Source organism: Lapidilactobacillus concavus DSM 17758 (assembly GCF_001435835.1).
Taxonomy (GTDB): domain Bacteria; phylum Bacillota; class Bacilli; order Lactobacillales; family Lactobacillaceae; genus Lapidilactobacillus; species Lapidilactobacillus concavus.
Window position 1 is genome coordinate 22321 of record NZ_AZFX01000078.1, and the last position, 19318, is coordinate 41638.

The 19318-nt window shown below is 44.6% G+C and carries 20 protein-coding genes; 5 read left to right on the forward strand and 15 right to left on the reverse strand.

What is annotated here, in order from left to right:
* Positions 1-356: 356 nt before the first annotated feature.
* The 3 genes from FC15_RS06790 to truB form a co-directional block, all read right to left on the reverse strand.
* A complete protein-coding gene (locus FC15_RS06790; protein WP_057825176.1) occupies positions 357-659 on the reverse strand; it encodes a hypothetical protein in 303 nt (100 codons plus the stop codon).
* A gap of 83 nt (positions 660-742) precedes the next feature.
* On the reverse strand, positions 743-1705 hold the full coding sequence (gene ribF / locus FC15_RS06795; RefSeq protein WP_057825178.1) for a riboflavin biosynthesis protein RibF: 963 nt from the start codon (positions 1703-1705) through the stop codon (positions 743-745).
* Between the two features lie 15 nt (positions 1706-1720).
* On the reverse strand, positions 1721-2626 hold the full coding sequence (truB, locus tag FC15_RS06800; protein WP_057825181.1) for a tRNA pseudouridine(55) synthase TruB: 906 nt from the start codon (positions 2624-2626) through the stop codon (positions 1721-1723).
* A gap of 319 nt (positions 2627-2945) precedes the next feature.
* Here truB and FC15_RS06805 point away from each other — a divergent pair, with 319 nt between their 5' ends.
* Genes FC15_RS06805 through FC15_RS06820 form a run of 4 tightly spaced genes read left to right on the forward strand, consistent with a single transcriptional unit; the run spans position 2946 to position 5935 of the window.
* Positions 2946-4085 carry a helix-turn-helix domain-containing protein gene (locus FC15_RS06805; protein ID WP_057825183.1) on the forward strand — a complete coding sequence of 380 codons (1140 nt, stop codon included), beginning with the start codon at positions 2946-2948 and terminating at the stop codon, positions 4083-4085.
* On the forward strand, positions 4069-4266 hold the full coding sequence (locus FC15_RS06810; protein WP_057825184.1) for a PLDc N-terminal domain-containing protein: 198 nt from the start codon (positions 4069-4071) through the stop codon (positions 4264-4266). The genes FC15_RS06805 and FC15_RS06810 overlap by 17 nt, the downstream gene beginning before the upstream one ends.
* The gene (locus FC15_RS06815) at positions 4266-5174 is read left to right on the forward strand and encodes an ABC transporter ATP-binding protein (RefSeq protein WP_057825186.1); all 909 of its coding nucleotides are present in this window, start codon (positions 4266-4268) and stop codon (positions 5172-5174) included. Before FC15_RS06810 ends, FC15_RS06815 begins: the two co-directional genes overlap by 1 nt.
* The gene (locus tag FC15_RS06820) at positions 5171-5935 is read left to right on the forward strand and encodes an ABC transporter permease subunit (protein WP_057825188.1); all 765 of its coding nucleotides are present in this window, start codon (positions 5171-5173) and stop codon (positions 5933-5935) included. The genes FC15_RS06815 and FC15_RS06820 overlap by 4 nt, the downstream gene beginning before the upstream one ends.
* Before the next feature lie 1449 nt (positions 5936-7384).
* Here FC15_RS06820 and FC15_RS06825 read toward each other — a convergent pair.
* From FC15_RS06825 to FC15_RS06880, 12 genes are all read right to left on the reverse strand, one after another.
* Positions 7385-8710 (reverse strand): dihydrolipoyl dehydrogenase family protein, encoded by a 1326-nt coding sequence (locus FC15_RS06825; protein ID WP_057825190.1) that lies wholly within the window; start codon positions 8708-8710, stop codon positions 7385-7387.
* A gap of 109 nt (positions 8711-8819) precedes the next feature.
* Positions 8820-9326: an STM3941 family protein gene (locus tag FC15_RS06830; RefSeq protein ID WP_057825192.1), complete on the reverse strand. Its 507-nt coding sequence runs from the start codon at positions 9324-9326 to the stop codon at positions 8820-8822.
* An 82-nt stretch (positions 9327-9408) separates the two neighbouring features.
* Positions 9409-9786 (reverse strand): hypothetical protein, encoded by a 378-nt coding sequence (locus FC15_RS06835; RefSeq protein WP_235803358.1) that lies wholly within the window; start codon positions 9784-9786, stop codon positions 9409-9411.
* Positions 9786-11075, reverse strand: a complete 1290-nt coding sequence (locus tag FC15_RS06840; protein WP_057825194.1) for a Y-family DNA polymerase — start codon at positions 11073-11075, stop codon at positions 9786-9788. The genes FC15_RS06835 and FC15_RS06840 overlap by 1 nt, the downstream gene beginning before the upstream one ends.
* A complete protein-coding gene (locus tag FC15_RS06845; RefSeq protein WP_057825197.1) occupies positions 11072-11452 on the reverse strand; it encodes a hypothetical protein in 381 nt (126 codons plus the stop codon). The genes FC15_RS06840 and FC15_RS06845 overlap by 4 nt, the downstream gene beginning before the upstream one ends.
* A 236-nt stretch (positions 11453-11688) precedes the next feature.
* The gene (locus FC15_RS06850) at positions 11689-11964 is read right to left on the reverse strand and encodes an HU family DNA-binding protein (protein ID WP_057825199.1); all 276 of its coding nucleotides are present in this window, start codon (positions 11962-11964) and stop codon (positions 11689-11691) included.
* Positions 11965-12182: 218 nt separating this feature from the next.
* Positions 12183-13493 (reverse strand): ribosome biogenesis GTPase Der, encoded by a 1311-nt coding sequence (gene der / locus FC15_RS06855; protein ID WP_057825201.1) that lies wholly within the window; start codon positions 13491-13493, stop codon positions 12183-12185.
* A gap of 146 nt (positions 13494-13639) precedes the next feature.
* Entirely contained in the window at positions 13640-14863 is a 1224-nt protein-coding gene (gene rpsA, locus FC15_RS06860) for a 30S ribosomal protein S1 (RefSeq protein WP_057825203.1), read from the reverse strand.
* A gap of 93 nt (positions 14864-14956) precedes the next feature.
* Entirely contained in the window at positions 14957-15619 is a 663-nt protein-coding gene (gene cmk, locus FC15_RS06865) for a (d)CMP kinase (RefSeq protein ID WP_057825205.1), read from the reverse strand.
* Between the two features lie 23 nt (positions 15620-15642).
* Positions 15643-16278, reverse strand: coding sequence for a LysM peptidoglycan-binding domain-containing protein (locus FC15_RS06870; protein ID WP_057825206.1), 636 nt, complete (start codon positions 16276-16278; stop codon positions 15643-15645).
* 91 nt (positions 16279-16369) lie between these two features.
* Positions 16370-17866 (reverse strand): RecQ family ATP-dependent DNA helicase, encoded by a 1497-nt coding sequence (locus FC15_RS06875; RefSeq protein WP_057825208.1) that lies wholly within the window; start codon positions 17864-17866, stop codon positions 16370-16372.
* Positions 17863-18843: a YpbB family protein gene (locus FC15_RS06880; RefSeq protein WP_057825210.1), complete on the reverse strand. Its 981-nt coding sequence runs from the start codon at positions 18841-18843 to the stop codon at positions 17863-17865. The genes FC15_RS06875 and FC15_RS06880 overlap by 4 nt, the downstream gene beginning before the upstream one ends.
* Positions 18844-18866: 23 nt before the next feature.
* Between FC15_RS06880 and FC15_RS06885 the strand changes: the two genes are divergently transcribed.
* Positions 18867-19109, forward strand: coding sequence for a ferredoxin (locus FC15_RS06885; protein ID WP_057825212.1), 243 nt, complete (start codon positions 18867-18869; stop codon positions 19107-19109).
* Positions 19110-19318 lie beyond the last annotated feature (209 nt).

Consider the following 19318-nt stretch of genomic DNA (forward strand, 5'->3'; position numbering starts at 1 on the left):
GATTTAAATCTCAGCTCCGCCTTCCCATCTGAGTCAGGGCACGGAGTGGAAAGTTGTTGCCGTGCTGTGAAATGCAGTTGTTTGCGAGAGCTTGCTTTCGCGGACTTACTGCAGGGTCGTATTTGAGATTCTGCAGCGCAGAAGCTCAAATCGAAGGCGGAAGATTTATTCGCCGAGTGCGAAGCACGAGCCGAATAAACCTGCAGCCGACCCCACAGCGAAGACAACAGCTTTCCACGCAGTGGACTGACGGGTCTGACGGGTTCGAGGATCTGACAGACGTACAGTGGCCTGACAGGCACAGCTTCATTCAAAAAACAACAAAGGACACGCTCATCACGTGTCCTTTGTCCAAATCAAGCCGTAATCCGCTCAACCTCTTGAAATTGCTCGAGTAATTCATAAGTCGCCTGGTATGCGCCGCAAGCATCCTCCGGAACGCGGTAATTGTGAGTCACGCGTCGTAATTGTTGGAACTCGGGTGTTAAGTCAGCCTGTAGATCAGCCTGCAATTTCTGCACCATAGCGACGAACAATTCACGCACCTCTGCTAACTCTGGGTGATTGGCGCCATGAACTTTCACAATTTGCCGGGTGAAGAAATTCAATTTGGGAAACTCTGCCTCGATAAACGCTTGATTATTGATTTCTGTTGCCATGGGATAACCCTCTTTCTCATTGATGAGACTAGCATAGTCCCTCTCACCAAGAAAGAAATTGATGGTCGTCAAGTTAGCAAATTTTATTGATGATTGGCTGCTTGTTTGGCGAAATAAGCACGGCTCTCCTGCTCATCCTGCGCTAGTTGTTCAATCAATGCATTGGCACCAGTAAATTTCACTTCGCCGCGTAACCAATGATTCCACCGCAACTCGATATTTTCGCCATAGATGTCTTGGTGAAAGTCGAAGAGATTGACCTCGACGGTGACCGGACGTTGATCGCCAAACGTGATATTGCGCCCGACCGAAGTCATCGCGGGATACCAATGACCATCGACCAGAATTTCCGTGGCGTAAATACCGATTCCGGGCAACCGTTCGCCATCTGTTGTCTTAATATTCGCCGTTGGATAGCCAAGTTCGCGTCCGCGTGCCTCACCATGAACGACGATGCCGCTAGTTTGATAAACGTAGCCAAGAAATTTGTTGGCTTCATCCACATTGCCATGATCGAGATCCGCACGAATCTTCGAGGATGAAATTTTCTCAGGACCTAATTTCTGTTCAGCAACTTGCACGACCTCAAATCTGCCCTGCGCATAATCTGGCAAGCAAGTCATGTTGGCGACATCGGGTTTACCATAAGTATAATCGAATCCGGCAACTGCAACTCGAGTGCCCAGATCCACGAGAAATTGGTCAACAAATGCTTGTGGTGTCAGGTGACCAACTTTCGACGTAAAATCAACCACATACAAGGCGTCCACGCCCATTTCCGCCATCAACTGTTCTTTGCGCGCTAGCGTCGTCAGATAGTCGAAGTTGTCGGCATCTACTTTATGAAAAACGATCCCAGGATATTTATCGAAGGTCATCACCGCCACAGGTAATTGGCGTTGTTTCCCAATAGCTAAGGCCCGCTGGATCACCGCCTGATGACCCAGATGAACGCCATCAAAAAAACCGAGTGCAAAAACTTTTGGCGCTTGATCAATGGTTTTGTCGTTTAAATCGATTGGATATTTTAAATGGATGACTTGCAAGAACTGATCCTTCTCTCATTCATTTCCTAATAACATCGTTTCCGCCACATAATTACCTAGTGACGTGACGCGATATTGATAGATTGCTTTAATTTTATCGTTAAAAACAAGCGCCACTTCTGGCTCTTGGCGTTCAAGTTGAAGTGCCCCGCCGTTTTTGACGCGCTGCCATTGGGTCTCATTCAATAACTGTTGAGGTAAATTGGCAAGCACTTGTTCAATCGGCCGTAACACTGTCACCAACTGATCCGATGCCATTGCGGCTTCAACCTCTGCTAAAGTCACCGTCTGTGCCAATTCGATGCCACCACTTTTCAATCGGCGCAAATCTGACATCACCGATGGATACCCAAGCTTGACGCCCAAATCCGTAGCGAGTGTACGGACATAAGTCCCCTTCGAACAACCGACCTCGAAGCGGAAACGCACCTCTCCGGTGTTCGGATCATAGGTGATTGGTGAAGTCCGCGTGAAAAAATCGACGTGAATTTGTCGACTTGGTCGTTCGATGGTCTCGCCAGCACGAGCATACTCATATAAACGTTTACCGTTGATTTTCACTGCAGAAAACATTGGCGGTACTTGATTAATATCGCCGGTCATGGCTTGCAATGCCTGATCAACGTCATGATCACTCGGAGGGGTCGCAATAAATTGACGCGCGATTTCATCGCCGGTCGCATCCTCGGTCGTGGTCGCGTAGCCCAGTGTCACTTCACCTTGATAAATTTTACCCCCAGTCAGCAATCGATTCACTAATTTCGTTGCTTGCCCGACACAAATTGGCAACACCCCATCGACTTCGGGATCCAACGTGCCAGTATGGCCAATTCGCCGCTCATGCAAAATCTTCCGCAGGTGATAAACGCAATCGGCACTCGTCATGCCTTTCTCCTTGAATAACGGAATCACACCATCCATCAGAACTAACCTCCAAGTTTTCAATCTTATTTAGTATAGCATAAGATTGAATTTCACCGACAAAAAGCCGTGTTGATCGCAAAAATTGCGGTTCTTTTCTAAGATCATCGGTGGTTAAATTTCATATCGACCACACATGTCGTTATTAGCTAACCTGCATGAAATTTAGATAAGTCATTCCAATTTTGTCCTGCCAGATTGCCGCTCAAATTCGGCCGTCATCAAAGTATCGTGCTGGTTGATTTTTATGGCTGGAATCAACTACGAATCGATTGTGGTTAACTTTATCAACTAGTATGATATAGCCAGGAGGTTGCCTATGAAAGAAATCAATATTGGTGCGACAATCATTACTCAACGACACGCCTTGGGTATCACTCAAGACGTGTTAGCGGCGGACATGGGCGTTTCAAAGGCCTCGGTCTCTAAATGGGAAACGGGACAAAGTTACCCAGATATCACCCTGTTACCACAACTTGCCGCCTATTTCGACATCACACTCGACGAATTACTCGCGTATGCCCCACAACTCACCACTGTAGAAATTAAAATTATCTACCAACAGCTCGCTCAAGAATTTACGCAGCAGAATTTTGACACTAGCTACCAACACTGTCAATCGCTGATCAAGCGGTATTATGCCTGTTTCCCTTTTTTAATGCGAATGGTCACCCTACTCATCAATCATTGTTCACTTGCGCCCACACCTGAGATTCAGCAAACCGTGCTCCAACAAGCCATCACACTCTGCATCCGCGTCCGTACAAAAAGTGAAGACGTTCAATTGATCAAGGAAGCTTTAACGACGCAGGCCTTTTGTCAGCTTTCACTGAATCACCCTGCAGAGGTTTTGCGTCTACTTAGTGATCGTGTGCAGCCACTCGTTTCTGATGAAACTTTAATTGCGCAAGCCCAGCAACAATTGGGAGATTTAAAAGCCGCAGAAAAAACTTTTCAGATCAGTAGCTATCAATATTTGCAAGCTTTAACAAGCGTGTTACTGAATTACCTCCAGTTTTCGGCGACGAATCCTCAACGATCCGAAATGATTTTGCAACGATTGTTGGGTTTAATTGACGTCTTTGACATTGAACATCTCAATCCAAACTTGGCCATTCAGGCGTATCTCCAACAAGCCGTCATTGCTAGCGCAAATTCGAGTCAGCGAGAGGTCGCCTTAGCTGCACTCCAACAAGCCGTGACGCTATTTACACACAACTTATTTCCAACACCTATTCATGGCGATACCTTTTTCGATCAATTGGCCGATTGGTTGGATGAGTTGACTTCTGGCATCGCGCTTGTGCGTACAGAACAAACAATTCAAGACACTTTGCGAGAGTTCATCTTGAATTATCCCGCCTTTGCCCCATTGGCTGATGAGCCCGCCTATCAAAAAATCGTACAACAACTCGATTCCTTTAATAATGGAGATGATCAACATGAAAATCGGCATTGACTATTTACCTTTCCTTATTCCTTTAATCATCTTACAAGTTGGTTTAACGGCAGCGGCTTTGATTCATATCCTGCGACACAAGACCTATAAGCATGGCAACCGTCTGCTATGGGTAATTGCGAGCTTCATCAATATCATTGGCCCCGTTTTATACTTTGTGTTTGGAAAAGAGGACGACTGATGCCCATTTTGACTCTCGAACACGTGACGAAACGTTTCGGTCGCCAAATGGTGCTTAATGATCTCAACTTGATCGTTCCGGAAGGCCGTATTTTCGGTTTTCTCGGTGAAAACGGTGCTGGTAAAACAACAACCATGAAACTGATTCTCGGCTTACTACGTGCAGATCAAGGCGTGATCAAGGTGAATGGTGAACCCGTCACATTCGGTCAAACAACAACCAATCGACTAATCGGTTATTTACCCGATGTACCTGCCTTCTATGATTACATGCGTCCTCAAGAATACCTGCAACTCTGCGGTGAAATCAGCGGTCTCTCCAAAGATTGCCTTAATCAAAGAAGCACAGAATTACTAACACACGTTGGTTTAGCGAATACCCACCAAAAAATTGGCGGCTTTTCAAGAGGCATGAAACAACGCCTCGGTATTGCACAAGCGCTCTTAAACGAACCACGACTACTCATTTGTGACGAACCTACTAGTGCGCTGGATCCAGTCGGCCGTCTCGAAATTCTCGATATTCTCCAACAACTCAAGGGACAGACCACCGTCTTCTTTTCTACTCATGTCTTAGCAGATGTCGAGCGGATCTGTGACGAGATCGCCATTCTGCATGCTGGCAAGATTGCACTGACTGGCCAAATCGATGATTTAAAAGCAAAGCATGCCACTCATCATCTACGCGTAAAATTTGCCACCACAGCCGAATTAAACCAATTCATCAGCTTAGGCTGGTCAGATTTTCAAACTGATCTGGTGTCCTTCAGTGTCACCCTGACTGCCCCTGATATTCTCAAACTAGAAATGACAGTCATGCAAGCCCTAGCCACACAGCAACTCACCCCAATTAGTCTCGAACGAACCGCACCTACACTCGAGCAACTCTTCATGGAGGTGGTTCAATGAAAGCCTACATTGCCTTAATCAAAAAAGAAGCACGTGAGAATTGGCGCACCTATAAGACACCACTGCTGGTCGCTGTCTTCATTTTATTCGGCGTAATCAGCCCCCTGTTTGCAAAATTAATGCCAGAAATCTTGAAACAACTCGCGACCACTGGTGTTAAAATCACTTTGCCACCACCAACCGCATTAGACTCCTGGGCACAATTCTTCAAGAACATGAGGCAAATGGGATTGCTGGTGCTGGTGATTCTCTTTTCTGGAACCGTGGCAACTGAGTTCACCCGTGGCACCTTGATCAACTTACTGACCAAGGGATTGCCGCGGCGCACGGTAATCCTTGCCAAATTCACGATGACAACGGTGCTATGGACTTCTGCCTATGCTCTCAGTGTTGCAATCACCACTGCCTACACCGCTTATTACTGGACAATGCCCACTTACCACCATCTCATCCTAACCTTTAGCGGTCCTTGGCTGTTTGGGCTCCTACTTATCAGTCTTCTCATTCTTGGTGGCATTTGTTTCACAACTACGATTGGGAGTCTGCTGACCTGCGGTGGTGCTGTGATTCTGATGACCCTCATCAACATCGTGCCCACTTGGCAAGCAAGTAATCCACTCACACTGATCACTCAGAATCTTGCCTTATTAACGGGAAAGCTCGCAGTCGGCGATTTCTGGCCGGCCGCGCTAGTGGCGGTTGGTGCAATTGTTATCAGTCTGGGGAGTAGCATCATTATTTTTGATCGTCGAGCGATTTAAAAATTGTCTGGCTGACAGATATCGTCAGTTCACTGCACGTACAGCTCTCAGACCCGTCAGTCCACTGCGTGGAAAGCTGTTGTCTTTGCTATGGGGCCGGCTCCAGGTTTATTCGGCTCGTGCTTCGCACTCGGCGAATAAATCTTCCGCCTTAAACATTAGCCTTCGCAAACGTGTTCCACAAGGCAACTTCTTGCGCTTAACCACAATTTCTAAACGATTCGTTACCGAATCATTCAGAAATTATCGTTAATGCTCAGAAGCTACCCGCCTTGTTACACACTCCACGCGAAGTCTAATGTTTGTCCCATGTTGTAAAATCCGCATGGCCCTCGCGGATTAACAACATTTTCATAGCACGGCAACAACTTTCCACTCCGTTCCCTGACTCAGATGTGAATACCGATTTGAGATTTAAATTAAGGGGTAGAAATCAGTATAGATCACCAAACCAATTATTCAATTGTTTAGATTAAACCAGAAGTCGCGGAGGAAAATGGTTGTGATGCTGTGAAAGTTTTGTTGGTCTGCACGCTTTTTGCAAACTTACAAAACGGGTAAATTGGAGACTTCGAATAGAGTGCGTAACAAGGCGGTCAGCTATCGAGCATTAACGATAACTTCTGAATGATTCGCTTGCGAATCGTTTAGAAGTTGTTGTTAAGCACAGATAGTTGCCTTGTGGAACACGTTTGCGAAGGCTCCAATTTTAGGCTGCAGCCATTTTTGCAGTAAGCGCAGCGCTGTAAAAAGGCGGAAGCCAGCTCCACAGCACGAACAAGCATTTTACGTAGCAACTTCGGCGAATAACAATAAAAAAATTCGATTTTCTTGATTTGTCATTCTAGACATACGAAGAATACAAATATTCACGCCAAAATACTTGTCATTTTCAATCAAATGAAGCAAGTAATTTGGCGTGAATCTAAATATTTATCGTATCTCAATTTCGCCATTTGCCGCAATCACGATTTTTTAGTTTGATCATGATTTTTTGTTCGAAGAAATAGGCTGCCACCAAATCTTGCCCAGTTATCTTGCGTTATCGACTAAATCAGAAGTTGCGGAGGAAAATGGTTGTGATGCTGTGAAAGTTCTGTTAGACCGCGAGTAGCGCGGACTTACAGAACGGGTAAATTGAAGACTTCGAATAGAGTGCGTAACAAGGCGGTCAGCTATCGAGCATTAACGATAACTTCTGAATGATTCGCTTGCGAATCGTTTAGAAGTTGTTGTTAAGCACAGATAGTTGCCTTGTGGAACACGTTTGCGAAAGCTCCAATTTTAGGCTGCAGCCATTTTTGCAGCAAGCGAAGCGCGCAGCAAAAAGGCGGAAGCCGGCCCCACAGCAAGAACAACCGTTTTACGTAGCAACTTCGGCGAGGCGATGCCCATGCTAGCATGCCCATTGTCTGTAGCAACTTCGGTTTTACACGATTCTCAGAAAATCTAGATCTTCCTAAAATAACTATGCTGAATGCTTGGGAATGTATAAATAAACCGCTGCACCTGTTCATGCGTCAGCCGCATTTCAATCACGTCTAGTAACCCATTGATTGAATCTACCGCTTCGTGGCTATACTCGACAGCACCTACCAAAAGATGTGCCTGATCAAACACCAACGTTAAACTTGCATCGACCTCATTTTGAACCTGTTTAAACCAGTCATCCGCATAATCAAAGGTCTCAATAGTGTATTGGTCGGGCGATTTTGCGGCAACATCTGGACTGATGCCCACTTGCGAAATGCGGGGTGAGCTAAAAACGGTCGTTGCAATGCTAGGATAATGAATGGCTGCTTTCGTTTGCCCCGTAAATAATTGCGCAAGGTACTGTGATTCGAAAATCGCAGTCGGTGTGATTTTCGGCTGGGGTTTAGCCACAACGTCACCTGTGGCGTAAATTGTGTCGATGTTCGTTTGCAAATGATCGTTGACGATAATGCCGTGTTCATTGGTCGCAATATGGAGTTGCTCAAGGCCAGTGTTTTCAAGATTAGGGACGCGACCACTGGCATTTAAAATATAATCACTTGTCAACTCAAATTGATGAGGGCCCTTGAGTGTCAGTCCGTTCGTGCTCGAAATCACCTCGGTTAATTCTTGGTCGAAGAAGAAGCGCACGCCACGCTGACGTAAACTGTTGACCAAACGATCAACATACGGCTGATAAAAACCACGCAGTGGCCGATGACCGGCAACAACAACGTTGACACTAGCGCCAGCCGCATTGGCAATCGATGCAAATTCCATGCCAACATAGCCAGCGCCGATGATTGTTAGCCGTTGAGGCATCTCTGGAATAGCTAAAAAGTCGGTGCTGTCATGGGTCAGCTCTGCACCGGGAATGGTTAATTCGTGGGGACGTTGGCCGAGTGCCAGCACAATTTTTTGCGCCTGATAATCTTGATTATTCACGCGAACAGTCGTTGGATCTACTAGGGTCGCATGGCCAATAATAACGGTAACGCCAGCATCAATAAGCTTTTGTTTGTTGCTCTCTGCTAACTTTCCAATGACTTCTTGCTTATGCGCCATCAAATCCGGCCAATTAATTGTGGGTACAGTGTCAAATCCACGCCCCTGTAATTGGCGAATCGTCTGAACGAGCTCGACAGGTTGGTCCAAAGTAATCTTAGCGTTGCAACCACGATTCGTACAGACGCCGCCGAATTGACCAGATTCCACGACGGCAACTTTTAAACCCATTTGACTCATTGGAATCGCACCATTCCAAGCACCTTGACCACTACCAATAAATAAAACATCGAACATTTTTCTCTCCTCCTCACGCGTTTCAAAATCAAATTTAAAGTAACACGAAACGAATCGGTTTGAAAATAAAAAGACTTCAACAGCGTTTCTCCTGTTGAAGCCTAAGTCCTTACGATGCGGCTAGAAATGTATTCATTTTAGCGACAAGCTCATCTTCGTTAATATTCTTCGTCGTCTGTAAGTTGATATTAATTTCGCCGTAACCCATTTTGGCATTGACCTGCGCTATTTTACGAACGACCATTGGTAACTGAGTCAGAAATGCTTCGGGATCCTTCAAGTAGACCGAGACGAAATGCTGTCCTAACATTTCAGCATTCTCGATTTTTTCGACCTCACGCCAAGGAACTAGTACTTTCTTCGTCGACGTCGCTGTAGAATAATCATAGAATCCCTCTGTCGTTAAAACAATCAACTGCTGTCCACCTGTAACTAAACGTTTCACAATGATCACCGTGCAAGCGCCAAAGAAGACCAACGCAATCACTGCGATAATTAACATCATGATTGTATCCGCCATAGTCAGCATCCGCGCACACAATAATAACATCACTAACGAAAGAACTAAAATTGTTACTTCCCTACTTCGATGACGATACACAATAAATTGATTCATTTTTCTCCCCCCTGGAGTTTTTAAAATAATGAAAGTATCAGATAAACCTGAATACAATTCACTAAATTTTACCAAAAATCAATCAACTATTGAAGTCCTGATCCATTTTTTTTTGCGATTGTACATGATAGTTAGCGTGACTGCCATGGCCATGAACAGTATCTTGTACAATATCGGTTCCAGGATGAATTAAATGTCGCGTATCGCGGAATTCAATCGACAGCCGCGATGTTTTTTTCAAGTCAGCTAGGACCTGTTGATATAAAGCTTGATCTTGATTGGAAAAATGAACCAGTTCATAGCTGCGTAACAACTGAGTATGCACCTTACGCGTATAAAGAAAAATGGCATAACAATGATCAAAATGATTATTCACGATGACTAACCAATATTGGTAGTTAAACGTCCGTTTAAAGTACTTCTGGTAAGCTGTGATAAGTTGTCTTGATTCTGCAATCATTAGCCGTGGTGACCTCCTACCAGCCCTGAGCGACTGATTGCAGTCGCACCAGAGGTCTTTGAGTAGCCGCGAATCAAAGACTGATAACCAAACCGATCACGAATCTGATCAATGGTTTGATCTAACAGGAGATTAGCTTCGGACCGCGCACTGCTCTCAAATAGATTTAACTGTAAGGCATGACGATGACTGATCCGATTCACGCGTACACCTAAACTACGTACAGTATTGCCTTGCCAATGTTGTTCAAACAGATAACGCACCGTCTGGATAAGATCCTTCGTTTGATCAGTGGGACTAATTTTAGTCTGCGCGCTAAAGCCTTTCTTGCCTTGATCATCGGGTTGGGCAAAGCCGACCGAGATGCCGACGACTTCGCCTTGAACGTGGTGCTTGCGCAAACGAGTCCCCACTTGATCTGCGATTTCGCTTAACACGGTTTCAATCTCCGTTAATTGGTTATAATCACGCATCAGAATCTGACTATTGCCATACCCCTTATTCTCTTGACGTGGAACATAGCGTCGTTCGAGTGTGGAATAATCGATTCCCCAAGCATGGAAGTACAGCGCATCACCGAGCACCCCAAACTTTCGATGCAAGCGTGCGCGATCCGCATGTGCAAGCTGATAAAGATTATGAATACCAAGTGCGAGTAACTTCTTTGCTGTTCGCTCGCCAATCGACCAGAAGTCCGTTAGATTTTCAATCTGCCAAATAGTTTCAGGAACACGTTGATAGGTCCAGTTAGCACGCCATGGTTCCTGATACTTTGCTTCGTTATCTAGTGCTAGCTTAGCCAATAAGGGGTTCTCACCGATACCAACCGTTGTGATGATTCCCGTTTTAGCAAAAACTTCGTCTTGAACACGAGCCGCGATCTCTGAAGTCGGCCCAAATAACTTATGAGAATGTGTCACATCAATAAAAGATTCATCAATCGAATATGGGTACCAATGCTGTTGATCCGTGTATTTCTGATAGATTTGATTAATCAGATAGTTCTTCTTAATGTAGTCAGCCATCCGTGGCTCCACCATTTCAATATCCATTTCGTCGTCGATTTGATAACGCCTTGTGCCTAGCTTTACCCGATACTGTTGCTTAGGAATCGGGCTTGCCGCTAAGATCAAACCACCATTAGATTCTTCGTGACTCATGACTGCAATCTTCGCGGCTAATGGAAATTCACCGCGTCGGATTGCCTCCGTCGACGCATAAAAAGACTTGCAGTCAATACAAAGAATATCATGAACCGGGAGTTTGCTAAGATCGTCTAATGGTGTCATGAAAGCCACCACTTCTTGGCGTCTAGCAGCTCAATATGCCGGATTTCAGCAACGGCAACCTCCTGCGCTTGATTATCTTTACCCTGTATATAAATAATCCCATGGTCAAAGCCCACCAAAGCGCCTTGAATATCGGGCTCAAAACGTTGATCTTGCTCAACATTTTTTTGGACTGAGATTAATTCAGACTGCTCCCAAGCTTGCTGAAGTAACCCATCGATCTCGACCGCAGACATCTCGGACTTAGGCAGAAACGGCCGTTCAAACACCGATTCTTCTTCCATATAGGCAGAATGATCGCTCAAAATCCATCCCAACCACTTGGCCATACCGCGATCAGGATACAACCATTGTTCACGAGGAACATTGCGTTCCATAAGACCACCTCGCTAATCTCTGATATGGCTATTATACGAACATATGTTTGTAAAAAGCAAGCGATAATTTTTAAAATAAATAAATCATCGAATTATCTCAGCATATGAGTGATTGTTTTGGGTGTTGCACTCAATTCTTTGAAGGCCTCATCAGTCGTCTCAATCTGGGGATGGTTAAAATTTTGGGTAAACAAAAACCGCTAAAGCCAGACAGCTCTAACGGTTCGTACATTGCTCTATTTAACAGCATCCTTAAGTGCCTTACCTGGTTTGAATGCAGGTACTGTACTTGCAGGAATTTCGATTTCTGCACCAGTTTGAGGGTTGCGGCCTTTGCGAGCTGCACGTTGACGTACTTCGAAGTTACCGAAGCCGATCAATTGAACCTTCTCACCCTTAGCAAGTGTTGATTGGATTGAGCTGAATACGGCGTCAACTGCTGCAGTTGCGTCTTTTTTAGTCAAGCCAGTCTTTGTTGCTACGTTGTCGATTAATTCTGCTTTATTTGCCATGGATTTCACCTCCCGCTGTCAGACTTTTTCGGTCTGAACATATCGATCCTGGCTTACCAGAATCGATGAAACAATGATGCGTTTGAATCACTATTCCACAACTTAAGTTACCATAGAAACGCCTTGGCTACAAGGTTTTTTTCAAAAAACCATCAATATTTACCAAAAAAATCATGGGTTGAATCGATTTAGCCAAAAAGCGCTTCAAAAAGCTCATTTTATTTGCGTTGACGGGGAATCAAGTGGATTGGCGTTCCCGAAAAATCGAAGCTAGCACGCAATTGATTGATCAAGAAACGTTGATATGAAAAATGGAACAATTCGGGATCGTTGACAAAGGCCACAAAGGTTGGTGGCTTGATGGCAACTTGCGTCAGATAGTAAACACGCAGTCGCTTGCCCTTAACCGTTGGTGTTGGCGTAATGGCAACTGCTTTCAACAAGACATCGTTAAGAATTGAAGATTGCACACGACGTTGTTGGTTCACCGAAACCGTCTTGATCAACTCAGGTAATTGATTAAGACGCTGCTTCGTGATAGCCGAGACAAATACAATTGGCGCATAGTCAAGATACTGGAGCTCGCCCCGCAGCTTTTCTGTAAACTTCTGCATGGTATTAATATTTTTTTTAACCAAATCCCACTTGTTGACGACGATGATGATGGCGCGACCAGCCTCATGGGCATAGCCTGCAACCTTCTTATCCTGTTCACGCAGGCCGGATTCACCATCGATCACGAATAGGACGACATCTGAACGATCAATGGCACTCTGGGCGCGCATCACAGCGTACTTTTCAGTCGATTCATAGACCTTACCACGTTTACGAATACCCGCGGTGTCGATCATCGTAAACTTCTGTCCCGTTTCATCTGTGAACCGAGTATCGATAGCATCACGTGTCGTGCCTTCGATATTCGAAACGATCACGCGTTGCTCGCCTAAAATCGAATTCACTAATGACGATTTACCAACGTTAGGACGACCGATCAAACTGAATTTGATGGTATCTTCAACTTCATCTTCGTTTTCAACTGGAAATTTAGAAACAATTTCATCCAGCAAATCACCGAGACCAGTTCCTTGCGAACCAGAAACAGGAATTGGATCTCCCAAACCCAACGTGTAAAAGTCATAAATATCCTGACGTTGTTCGGGATTATCTGCCTTATTGACAGCCAAGATCACATCTTTTTTAGCGCGATAAAGAATCTGCGCGATACGTTCGTCTGTATCAGTCACGCCCTCACGAGCACTCACCATAAAGACGATCACATCGGCCTCATCAATGGCGATCTCGGCCTGATTCCGAATCTGTTCCATGAACGGCTGATCACTAAACTCGATACCACCTGTATCGATCAAGCTAAAGTCATGGTTCAGCCAAGAACTATGTGTATAAATCCGATCTCGCGTCACACCTGGAGTATCTTCGATAATAGAGATTCGTTGACGTGCGATGCGATTGAAAATTGTCGACTTTCCAACATTAGGACGTCCAACAATTGCGACCACAGGAATTGCCATAAAGCTCACCTCACTATTATTTATTGATTGCACTGAATAATGAAGAATTCAGCGGGTTTCATAAAAAAAGAGTCCGACCAGATCAAGGTCCAAACTCCTTTAATCATTTCATTCATTTGACCAAGCTTTTTGAACTTAATCGATGATTATTGATCAGAATCCTTGTCAAGATTCTTCTTTAAAGCATCACCGATCATTTCGCCAAAGCTGAAACCAGTGTCAGCTTCTGGAATTTCATAATGTTCTTCAGGCACTGCAGCTGATTCTTGCTTCTTCTCTGAAGCGGGTTGTTCGATCAAGGCTTTGATTGAAAGTGACAAACGACGATTTTCTGGATCAACGCTCAACACTTTGACCTTAACATCTTGGCCTTCTTTAAGCACTTCGTTTGGTGTGGCAATATGTTGATGAGAAATCTGCGAAATATGAACTAAGCCTTCAACGCCAGGGGCAACTTCGACAAAAGCACCGAATGTCGTCAAGCGTTTAACTTTACCATCGATAGCCGCACCAACTGGCGCAACTTCAGCAATCTTATCCCAAGGTCCAGGTAATAGTGCCTTGATTGACAATGAGATACGACCTTTTTCAGCGTCAACACTTAAAACTTTAACCTTAACATCTTCACCGACTTTAAGAACATCGCTAGGTTTGTCAACACGTTCGTAAGCAATCTCAGAGATATGAACTAAACCGTCCGCACCACCAAGATCAATGAAGGCACCAAAGTTCGTCAAACGAGCAACCTTACCTTCAACAACATCACCAGGTAATAATTTTTCGAATAAGACTTTACGTTCTTCAGCCTTTTCTTGTTGAACTAATGCTTTACGAGACAAGATCAAACGGTTCTCGCTTGGTTCGATTTCGATGATTTTAACTTCAAATGTCTCTCCGACATATTTCTTCAAATCATCGACATAACGATCTGCAACCATTGAAGCAGGGATGAAGCCACGAACACCATCAGCATCCGCAACTAAACCACCTTTAACAACTTCTTTAACCGTGACTGAAAGTGTTTCGTCAGCCTTGAACTTATCTTCGATTGTCGTCCAAACTTTACGTGCTTCAAGACGGCGTTTCGACAGTAAGTAGCTACCATTTTCTTTATCATGACCGATACTTGCAATCACAACTAAGTCGAGGACATCCCCAACTTGTGCTTGATCGTTAATATTGGCATTGCGATCACTGGTTAGTTCTTTCAATGGGACAACGCCCTCGACCCCAGTACCTTGAATGCCAACAACCAATTGACCATCATCAATGGCTAAAACTTCACCTTTGACAACGTCCCCGATTTTGACTTCATGGACACTACTGAGTGCCTTTTCCATTTCGCTTTGACTGTAATCTTGCTCCGACATGAATTAATCCTCCCAAACTACTATAACATCATTTTAATTTTAGTAGAAAATTAACAAACAAGCTAGTAAAAAGTACTGAAATGACGAAAAAAACTATCTTTTTCGTTCATTTGCTAATTTTACGATAGCTGCTGTCACTTCCTCGATCGATAAATGCGTGCTATCGATCTCGATGGCATCGTCTGCTTTCGTTAATGGCGAAATCGCACGATGCGAATCTTTGTAATCCCGTAATTCAATTTCTTCTTGCAACTTGCTGAGCGGCGTATCGATTCCCTTGGTCACATTCTCTTCGAAACGTCGGCGCGCACGTTCACTCGCCGAAGCCACTAAGAAGACCTTGAGTTCAGCATGCGGTAAAACAGTCGTTCCAATATCACGACCATCCATCACGATGCTGTTGCCTTCTGCAATCACACGTTGCTGCCGAACCAACTCTTCTCGAATCTGTGGTAATGCAGAAACCTGTGACACATTGTTGGTGATCTCAGGTGTCCGAATCTCCAAAGTAACATCCTCATCATTAAGGAAGACTAATTGACCTTGAGGCGCAGGTTGAAACGTGATTTTTGATGTTTTAAGCAGCGCCAAGATCTTGGCTTCATCCCCGTAATCGATCTGGTGTTCTTTAGCGAGAACTGTTGTGGCACGATACATCGCCCCTGTGTCACAATAAATAAAGTTTAATGCCTTAGCGACTAGCTTTGCAACTGTACTTTTACCGGCAGAAGATGGTCCATCAATTGCAATTTGCACGAAAAAATTCCTCCCGATAATAATTATTTAATTCTGAGCGTTTGTCCTGGCGTAATACTTGACCCCGATGACAAACCATTAAGATTCAACAATTCTGTCAAGGTCAGACCATGATTGACGGCAATGCGGTACAAGTTGTCCCCACTCTTAACCGTATAAGTCTGTGCACTCCCTGTCGTTGAACTGGTACTTGGGGTTGAAGATTGTGTTGCTTGAGTCGAACTCGACGAAGCACTTGAATAAATCGTCGAGCTTGATGACGAGCTAACCGCTTCTGAAGAACTTGAAACCTCAGATGATGAACTGGATTCTTCTGAAGAACTTTCTTCTGAAGAACTCGATTCTTCTTCACTGGATGAAGACTTCTTCGACTTTTCTTTAGAAGACGATACTTTCTTCGAAGATTCGATTTCGATCTTTGGACTCGCATCATTTTTGTTTTGTATGGAAACCCAAGACCAGATTGTCGTTGCAATCACTGCTAACAAAATGAGTACCAAGATCAGGACGAAGACTTTATTGCCTCGATCTCGTTTCCGCGTTGCCACGCGAGAAAGCTTGCCATCGTCATCAGTATCATTGTCAAAGGTGTTCTCCCATGGACGTTCAGTATTTTGTTCATCTTGAACATCTTTTTCGTTATCATGATCTTTGTTCATAGCTGACCCTCCAATTATTTACCCTTAATTTTATCATAGTCCACTCTCAAATAAGTTAAAAAACTGATAAACTATCACTTTTTTTAGAAAGTTAGACCGACTTTTGGCTCGAATTGACCGTGCAATCAAAAAGTTGTGACCAAGCTTCAGAAAGAGTCGTTAAAGATGGTGAAGCGTGGTTAACCGATGTTGTGGGTAAATCCAACTGCTCAATTACCGCAGTCAATGATAATTGAGTGGATTGACTGCAACAGGTCTCGTCGTGGGGTTCGGGACTATGTTGATGATCAAAATACTGGCAAATCTGTTCACGCAAACATTTCGTTGAATTGAGAAACACCCAAAATAGCTGAAGTTGATCCTCGCGAACGCGCTGTGTTTTCTGTAGAAGTTTAACCACCGTCTGAACATCGAAATTGGCCCGACGATACGTCGCTAACACCTGACTTTGCTCCTCTATCAAACCAGATGGCGTGGCAGCGAGTGGCGCCGCAAAAAAGTTCTCGATCAATTGTGACGGCAACTGATGAAGTCGCTGACGATTGACTAGCCTTTCATGATCCTGTTGATTGACAAAGATCAGCGTTAATGCCGGCTGACCATCACGTCCCGCACGACCAATTTCTTGTAGATAATTTTCGAAGTTAGCGGGCATTTCATCATGAATCAGTAATCGAATGTTTTGCTTATCAATTCCCATTCCAAAAGCACTCGTTGCTACCACTGTATCAAGGCGATCGTGCAGGAACAATTGCTGAATGTGGGCGCGAGTCGTGCCTTCAAGTCCAGCATGATAATAAGCGACTTTACGTTTCGTCCTTTGAGCAATTAATAACGCTAAATCTTCGGCTTGTTGTCGCGTAGAGGTGTAAATCAGCGTCGGCCAATCATGTTGCAACAGCAATTCGAGTCGTTGCCATTTATCCTCACGTCCCTGCACAAACTCAGTCCGCAGATAAAGATTCAAGCGATCGACGGACGCCTTATACAAATAAGTAGGCATATTGTGCAACAAACTTTGACGAATATCCTGCACCACTCGATCGGTCGCCGTTGCCGTTAACGCTAACGTCGCCGTCGGTTTAAGTTGATGGCGAATCGCCCCCAGCTGCAAATAATCCGGGCGGAAATCCGGTCCCCAACTAGAAATACAGTGTGCCTCGTCCACCGTCAGTAGGCCAATCGATAATTGTTTTAATCGGCGAATAACCACTGCACGTTGTAACGTTTCTGGCGCTAGGAAAAGAAACTTGGTCTTCGATAAATGATCGAGCACATATCGCTGCTCATCACGGTCTAACTGACCGTTCAAAATCGCAACCTGTCCAAGTTTAGAGAGGCGAATCCGATTCGCTTGATCTTCCATCAACGAAATTAACGGCGTCACAATCACGAATAAGCCGTTAAGATGTGGCGCTAAAAATTGATAAATCAAAGATTTCCCGCTACCCGTTGGCAAAACACCGATTGCATCGCGTCCCGCTAACAGGGCTTGGATCAATTCTGCTTGTCCCGGATGAAACGCATCAAAGTTGAACCGACCTTGTAGCTCATGGACCAATTCCGGTAAAGATGACGCCTCCGTCATGACTTCACCTCCCGCATCCGCATTGCCTGAATCTGAATCAGCCGTTGACCAAAATAACCCTGTGGATCTGTCCCCGCCAATTCTTGCAATAATGGCCGGTCAAAATCAAAACCCGGTTCGAGAATAGCCGCCTCAAGCACATGTTCTCGTAGTGTTCCTTCTTTGACCCGACTCAGCGCGCAAATCTGTGACCAACTTTTACCTTGACTAACTAATTGATAAGTTCGTTGCGCCGGTCGACTGAGTCGTTGATCGGTCACCTGAAATAATTGTCGCAAAACCTGAGGTGCAGTCGGCGCTAACTCACAGCGAACCAAGGCGCTAATCGCTTCGATTCGTGCGAATTCAAACTCACCTGACGTTAGTCTCAAGGCTTGAATTATTTGAAAGTCACTCATGCCAAAAAAACTTTCACTCGAGAGTGAGTTCACTAAAATTTGTTGACTTAGCAGTGATTGTTGTGCAATTGCGGCCCCTAATTCATCAATAAATATCTGCTGCTGTGCCGCCCCAATCTGATAAAACCACCGGTGAATTTCTCGTTGACCTTTTGGCTGATTGATGGCAGGCAAATAGCGGGTCACCTGATGTCGATAATTACTGATCACTTGAACACTCAAAATCAATCGCTGCCACTGCGTTTGCCAATCGCCTAATTGCCAGTAATCGACAGATTTCACCCAATGATCCTGTTGTGTCAGTTGAGTCGCAGCAACGATTCCAGCGGTAGTCAGTCGTGCCATTTGTGGCCCTTCGTCAGACCGCAGCACCAGTTGATTCTGTTTGATCAAGATTTGCACGGCTTGGTCATAATCAGCTTGACTTAATTTCGGAAACAAACGAAAATAAGGAAGTAATCCATAAGTTAACCCTGCACTCAAATTGGAAATCGTCCGCTTGCCAGCTAACACATAATAGATGGCCTTGACGCGACGCCAATCCGCAGAAAAAAACGGCAATAATAAATTGGGTTGCAAAATTTCACCACCAAGAGGAAAAAATGTATACAAAAGTCGTCCCAGAACAATGTATTGCGTGTGGTTTATGCCAATTAAAAGCACCAGAACTTTTTGACTATGATGAAGATGGCATCGCCTACGTTAAAATCGATAATAATCAGGGGAATCGTGAAATTCCATTACCACTGCTGGCGAGTTTTAAGGCCGCTTATACTGCCTGCCCCACCGGCGCAATTTTACGTCGCGACCAGCCTTTCCCTAAGGATAACAAAAACTCACATTAAATCAACCAACCAATTAATTGGTCAATGTCATTTCGGCCGACGGTATTCCACGAGTCAGCTCTGATTCCGACTGTGCAGAAAAGGTTGTGTCCTGTTCGATTTGCAGTTATTAGCAAATTGATCAGAACACAACCTTTTTTAGTTTTATTTTTATTCCCCGAGTTTACAATTCAAGTGCAACACCCTGTGACCTAGACCAGAGTAGACAA

Coding starts and splice junctions, on each gene's coding strand:
- FC15_RS06835 (WP_235803358.1), bottom strand. CDS start 9,786: ATGATTGCAGAATCAAGACAACTTATCACAGCTTACCAGAAGTACTTT.
- FC15_RS06810 (WP_057825184.1), top strand. CDS start 4,069: ATGAAAATCGGCATTGACTATTTACCTTTCCTTATTCCTTTAATCATC.
- FC15_RS06820 (WP_057825188.1), top strand. CDS start 5,171: ATGAAAGCCTACATTGCCTTAATCAAAAAAGAAGCACGTGAGAATTGG.
- FC15_RS06870 (WP_057825206.1), bottom strand. CDS start 16,278: ATGAACAAAGATCATGATAACGAAAAAGATGTTCAAGATGAACAAAAT.
- FC15_RS06875 (WP_057825208.1), bottom strand. CDS start 17,866: ATGACGGAGGCGTCATCTTTACCGGAATTGGTCCATGAGCTACAAGGT.
- FC15_RS06815 (WP_057825186.1), top strand. CDS start 4,266: ATGCCCATTTTGACTCTCGAACACGTGACGAAACGTTTCGGTCGCCAA.
- FC15_RS06825 (WP_057825190.1), bottom strand. CDS start 8,710: ATGTTCGATGTTTTATTTATTGGTAGTGGTCAAGGTGCTTGGAATGGT.
- FC15_RS06840 (WP_057825194.1), bottom strand. CDS start 11,075: ATGACACCATTAGACGATCTTAGCAAACTCCCGGTTCATGATATTCTT.
- FC15_RS06830 (WP_057825192.1), bottom strand. CDS start 9,326: ATGAATCAATTTATTGTGTATCGTCATCGAAGTAGGGAAGTAACAATT.
- der (WP_057825201.1), bottom strand. CDS start 13,493: ATGGCAATTCCTGTGGTCGCAATTGTTGGACGTCCTAATGTTGGAAAG.
- FC15_RS06885 (WP_057825212.1), top strand. CDS start 18,867: ATGTATACAAAAGTCGTCCCAGAACAATGTATTGCGTGTGGTTTATGC.
- FC15_RS06790 (WP_057825176.1), bottom strand. CDS start 659: ATGGCAACAGAAATCAATAATCAAGCGTTTATCGAGGCAGAGTTTCCC.
- truB (WP_057825181.1), bottom strand. CDS start 2,626: ATGGATGGTGTGATTCCGTTATTCAAGGAGAAAGGCATGACGAGTGCC.
- FC15_RS06850 (WP_057825199.1), bottom strand. CDS start 11,964: ATGGCAAATAAAGCAGAATTAATCGACAACGTAGCAACAAAGACTGGC.
- FC15_RS06845 (WP_057825197.1), bottom strand. CDS start 11,452: ATGGAACGCAATGTTCCTCGTGAACAATGGTTGTATCCTGATCGCGGT.
- rpsA (WP_057825203.1), bottom strand. CDS start 14,863: ATGTCGGAGCAAGATTACAGTCAAAGCGAAATGGAAAAGGCACTCAGT.
- FC15_RS06805 (WP_057825183.1), top strand. CDS start 2,946: ATGAAAGAAATCAATATTGGTGCGACAATCATTACTCAACGACACGCC.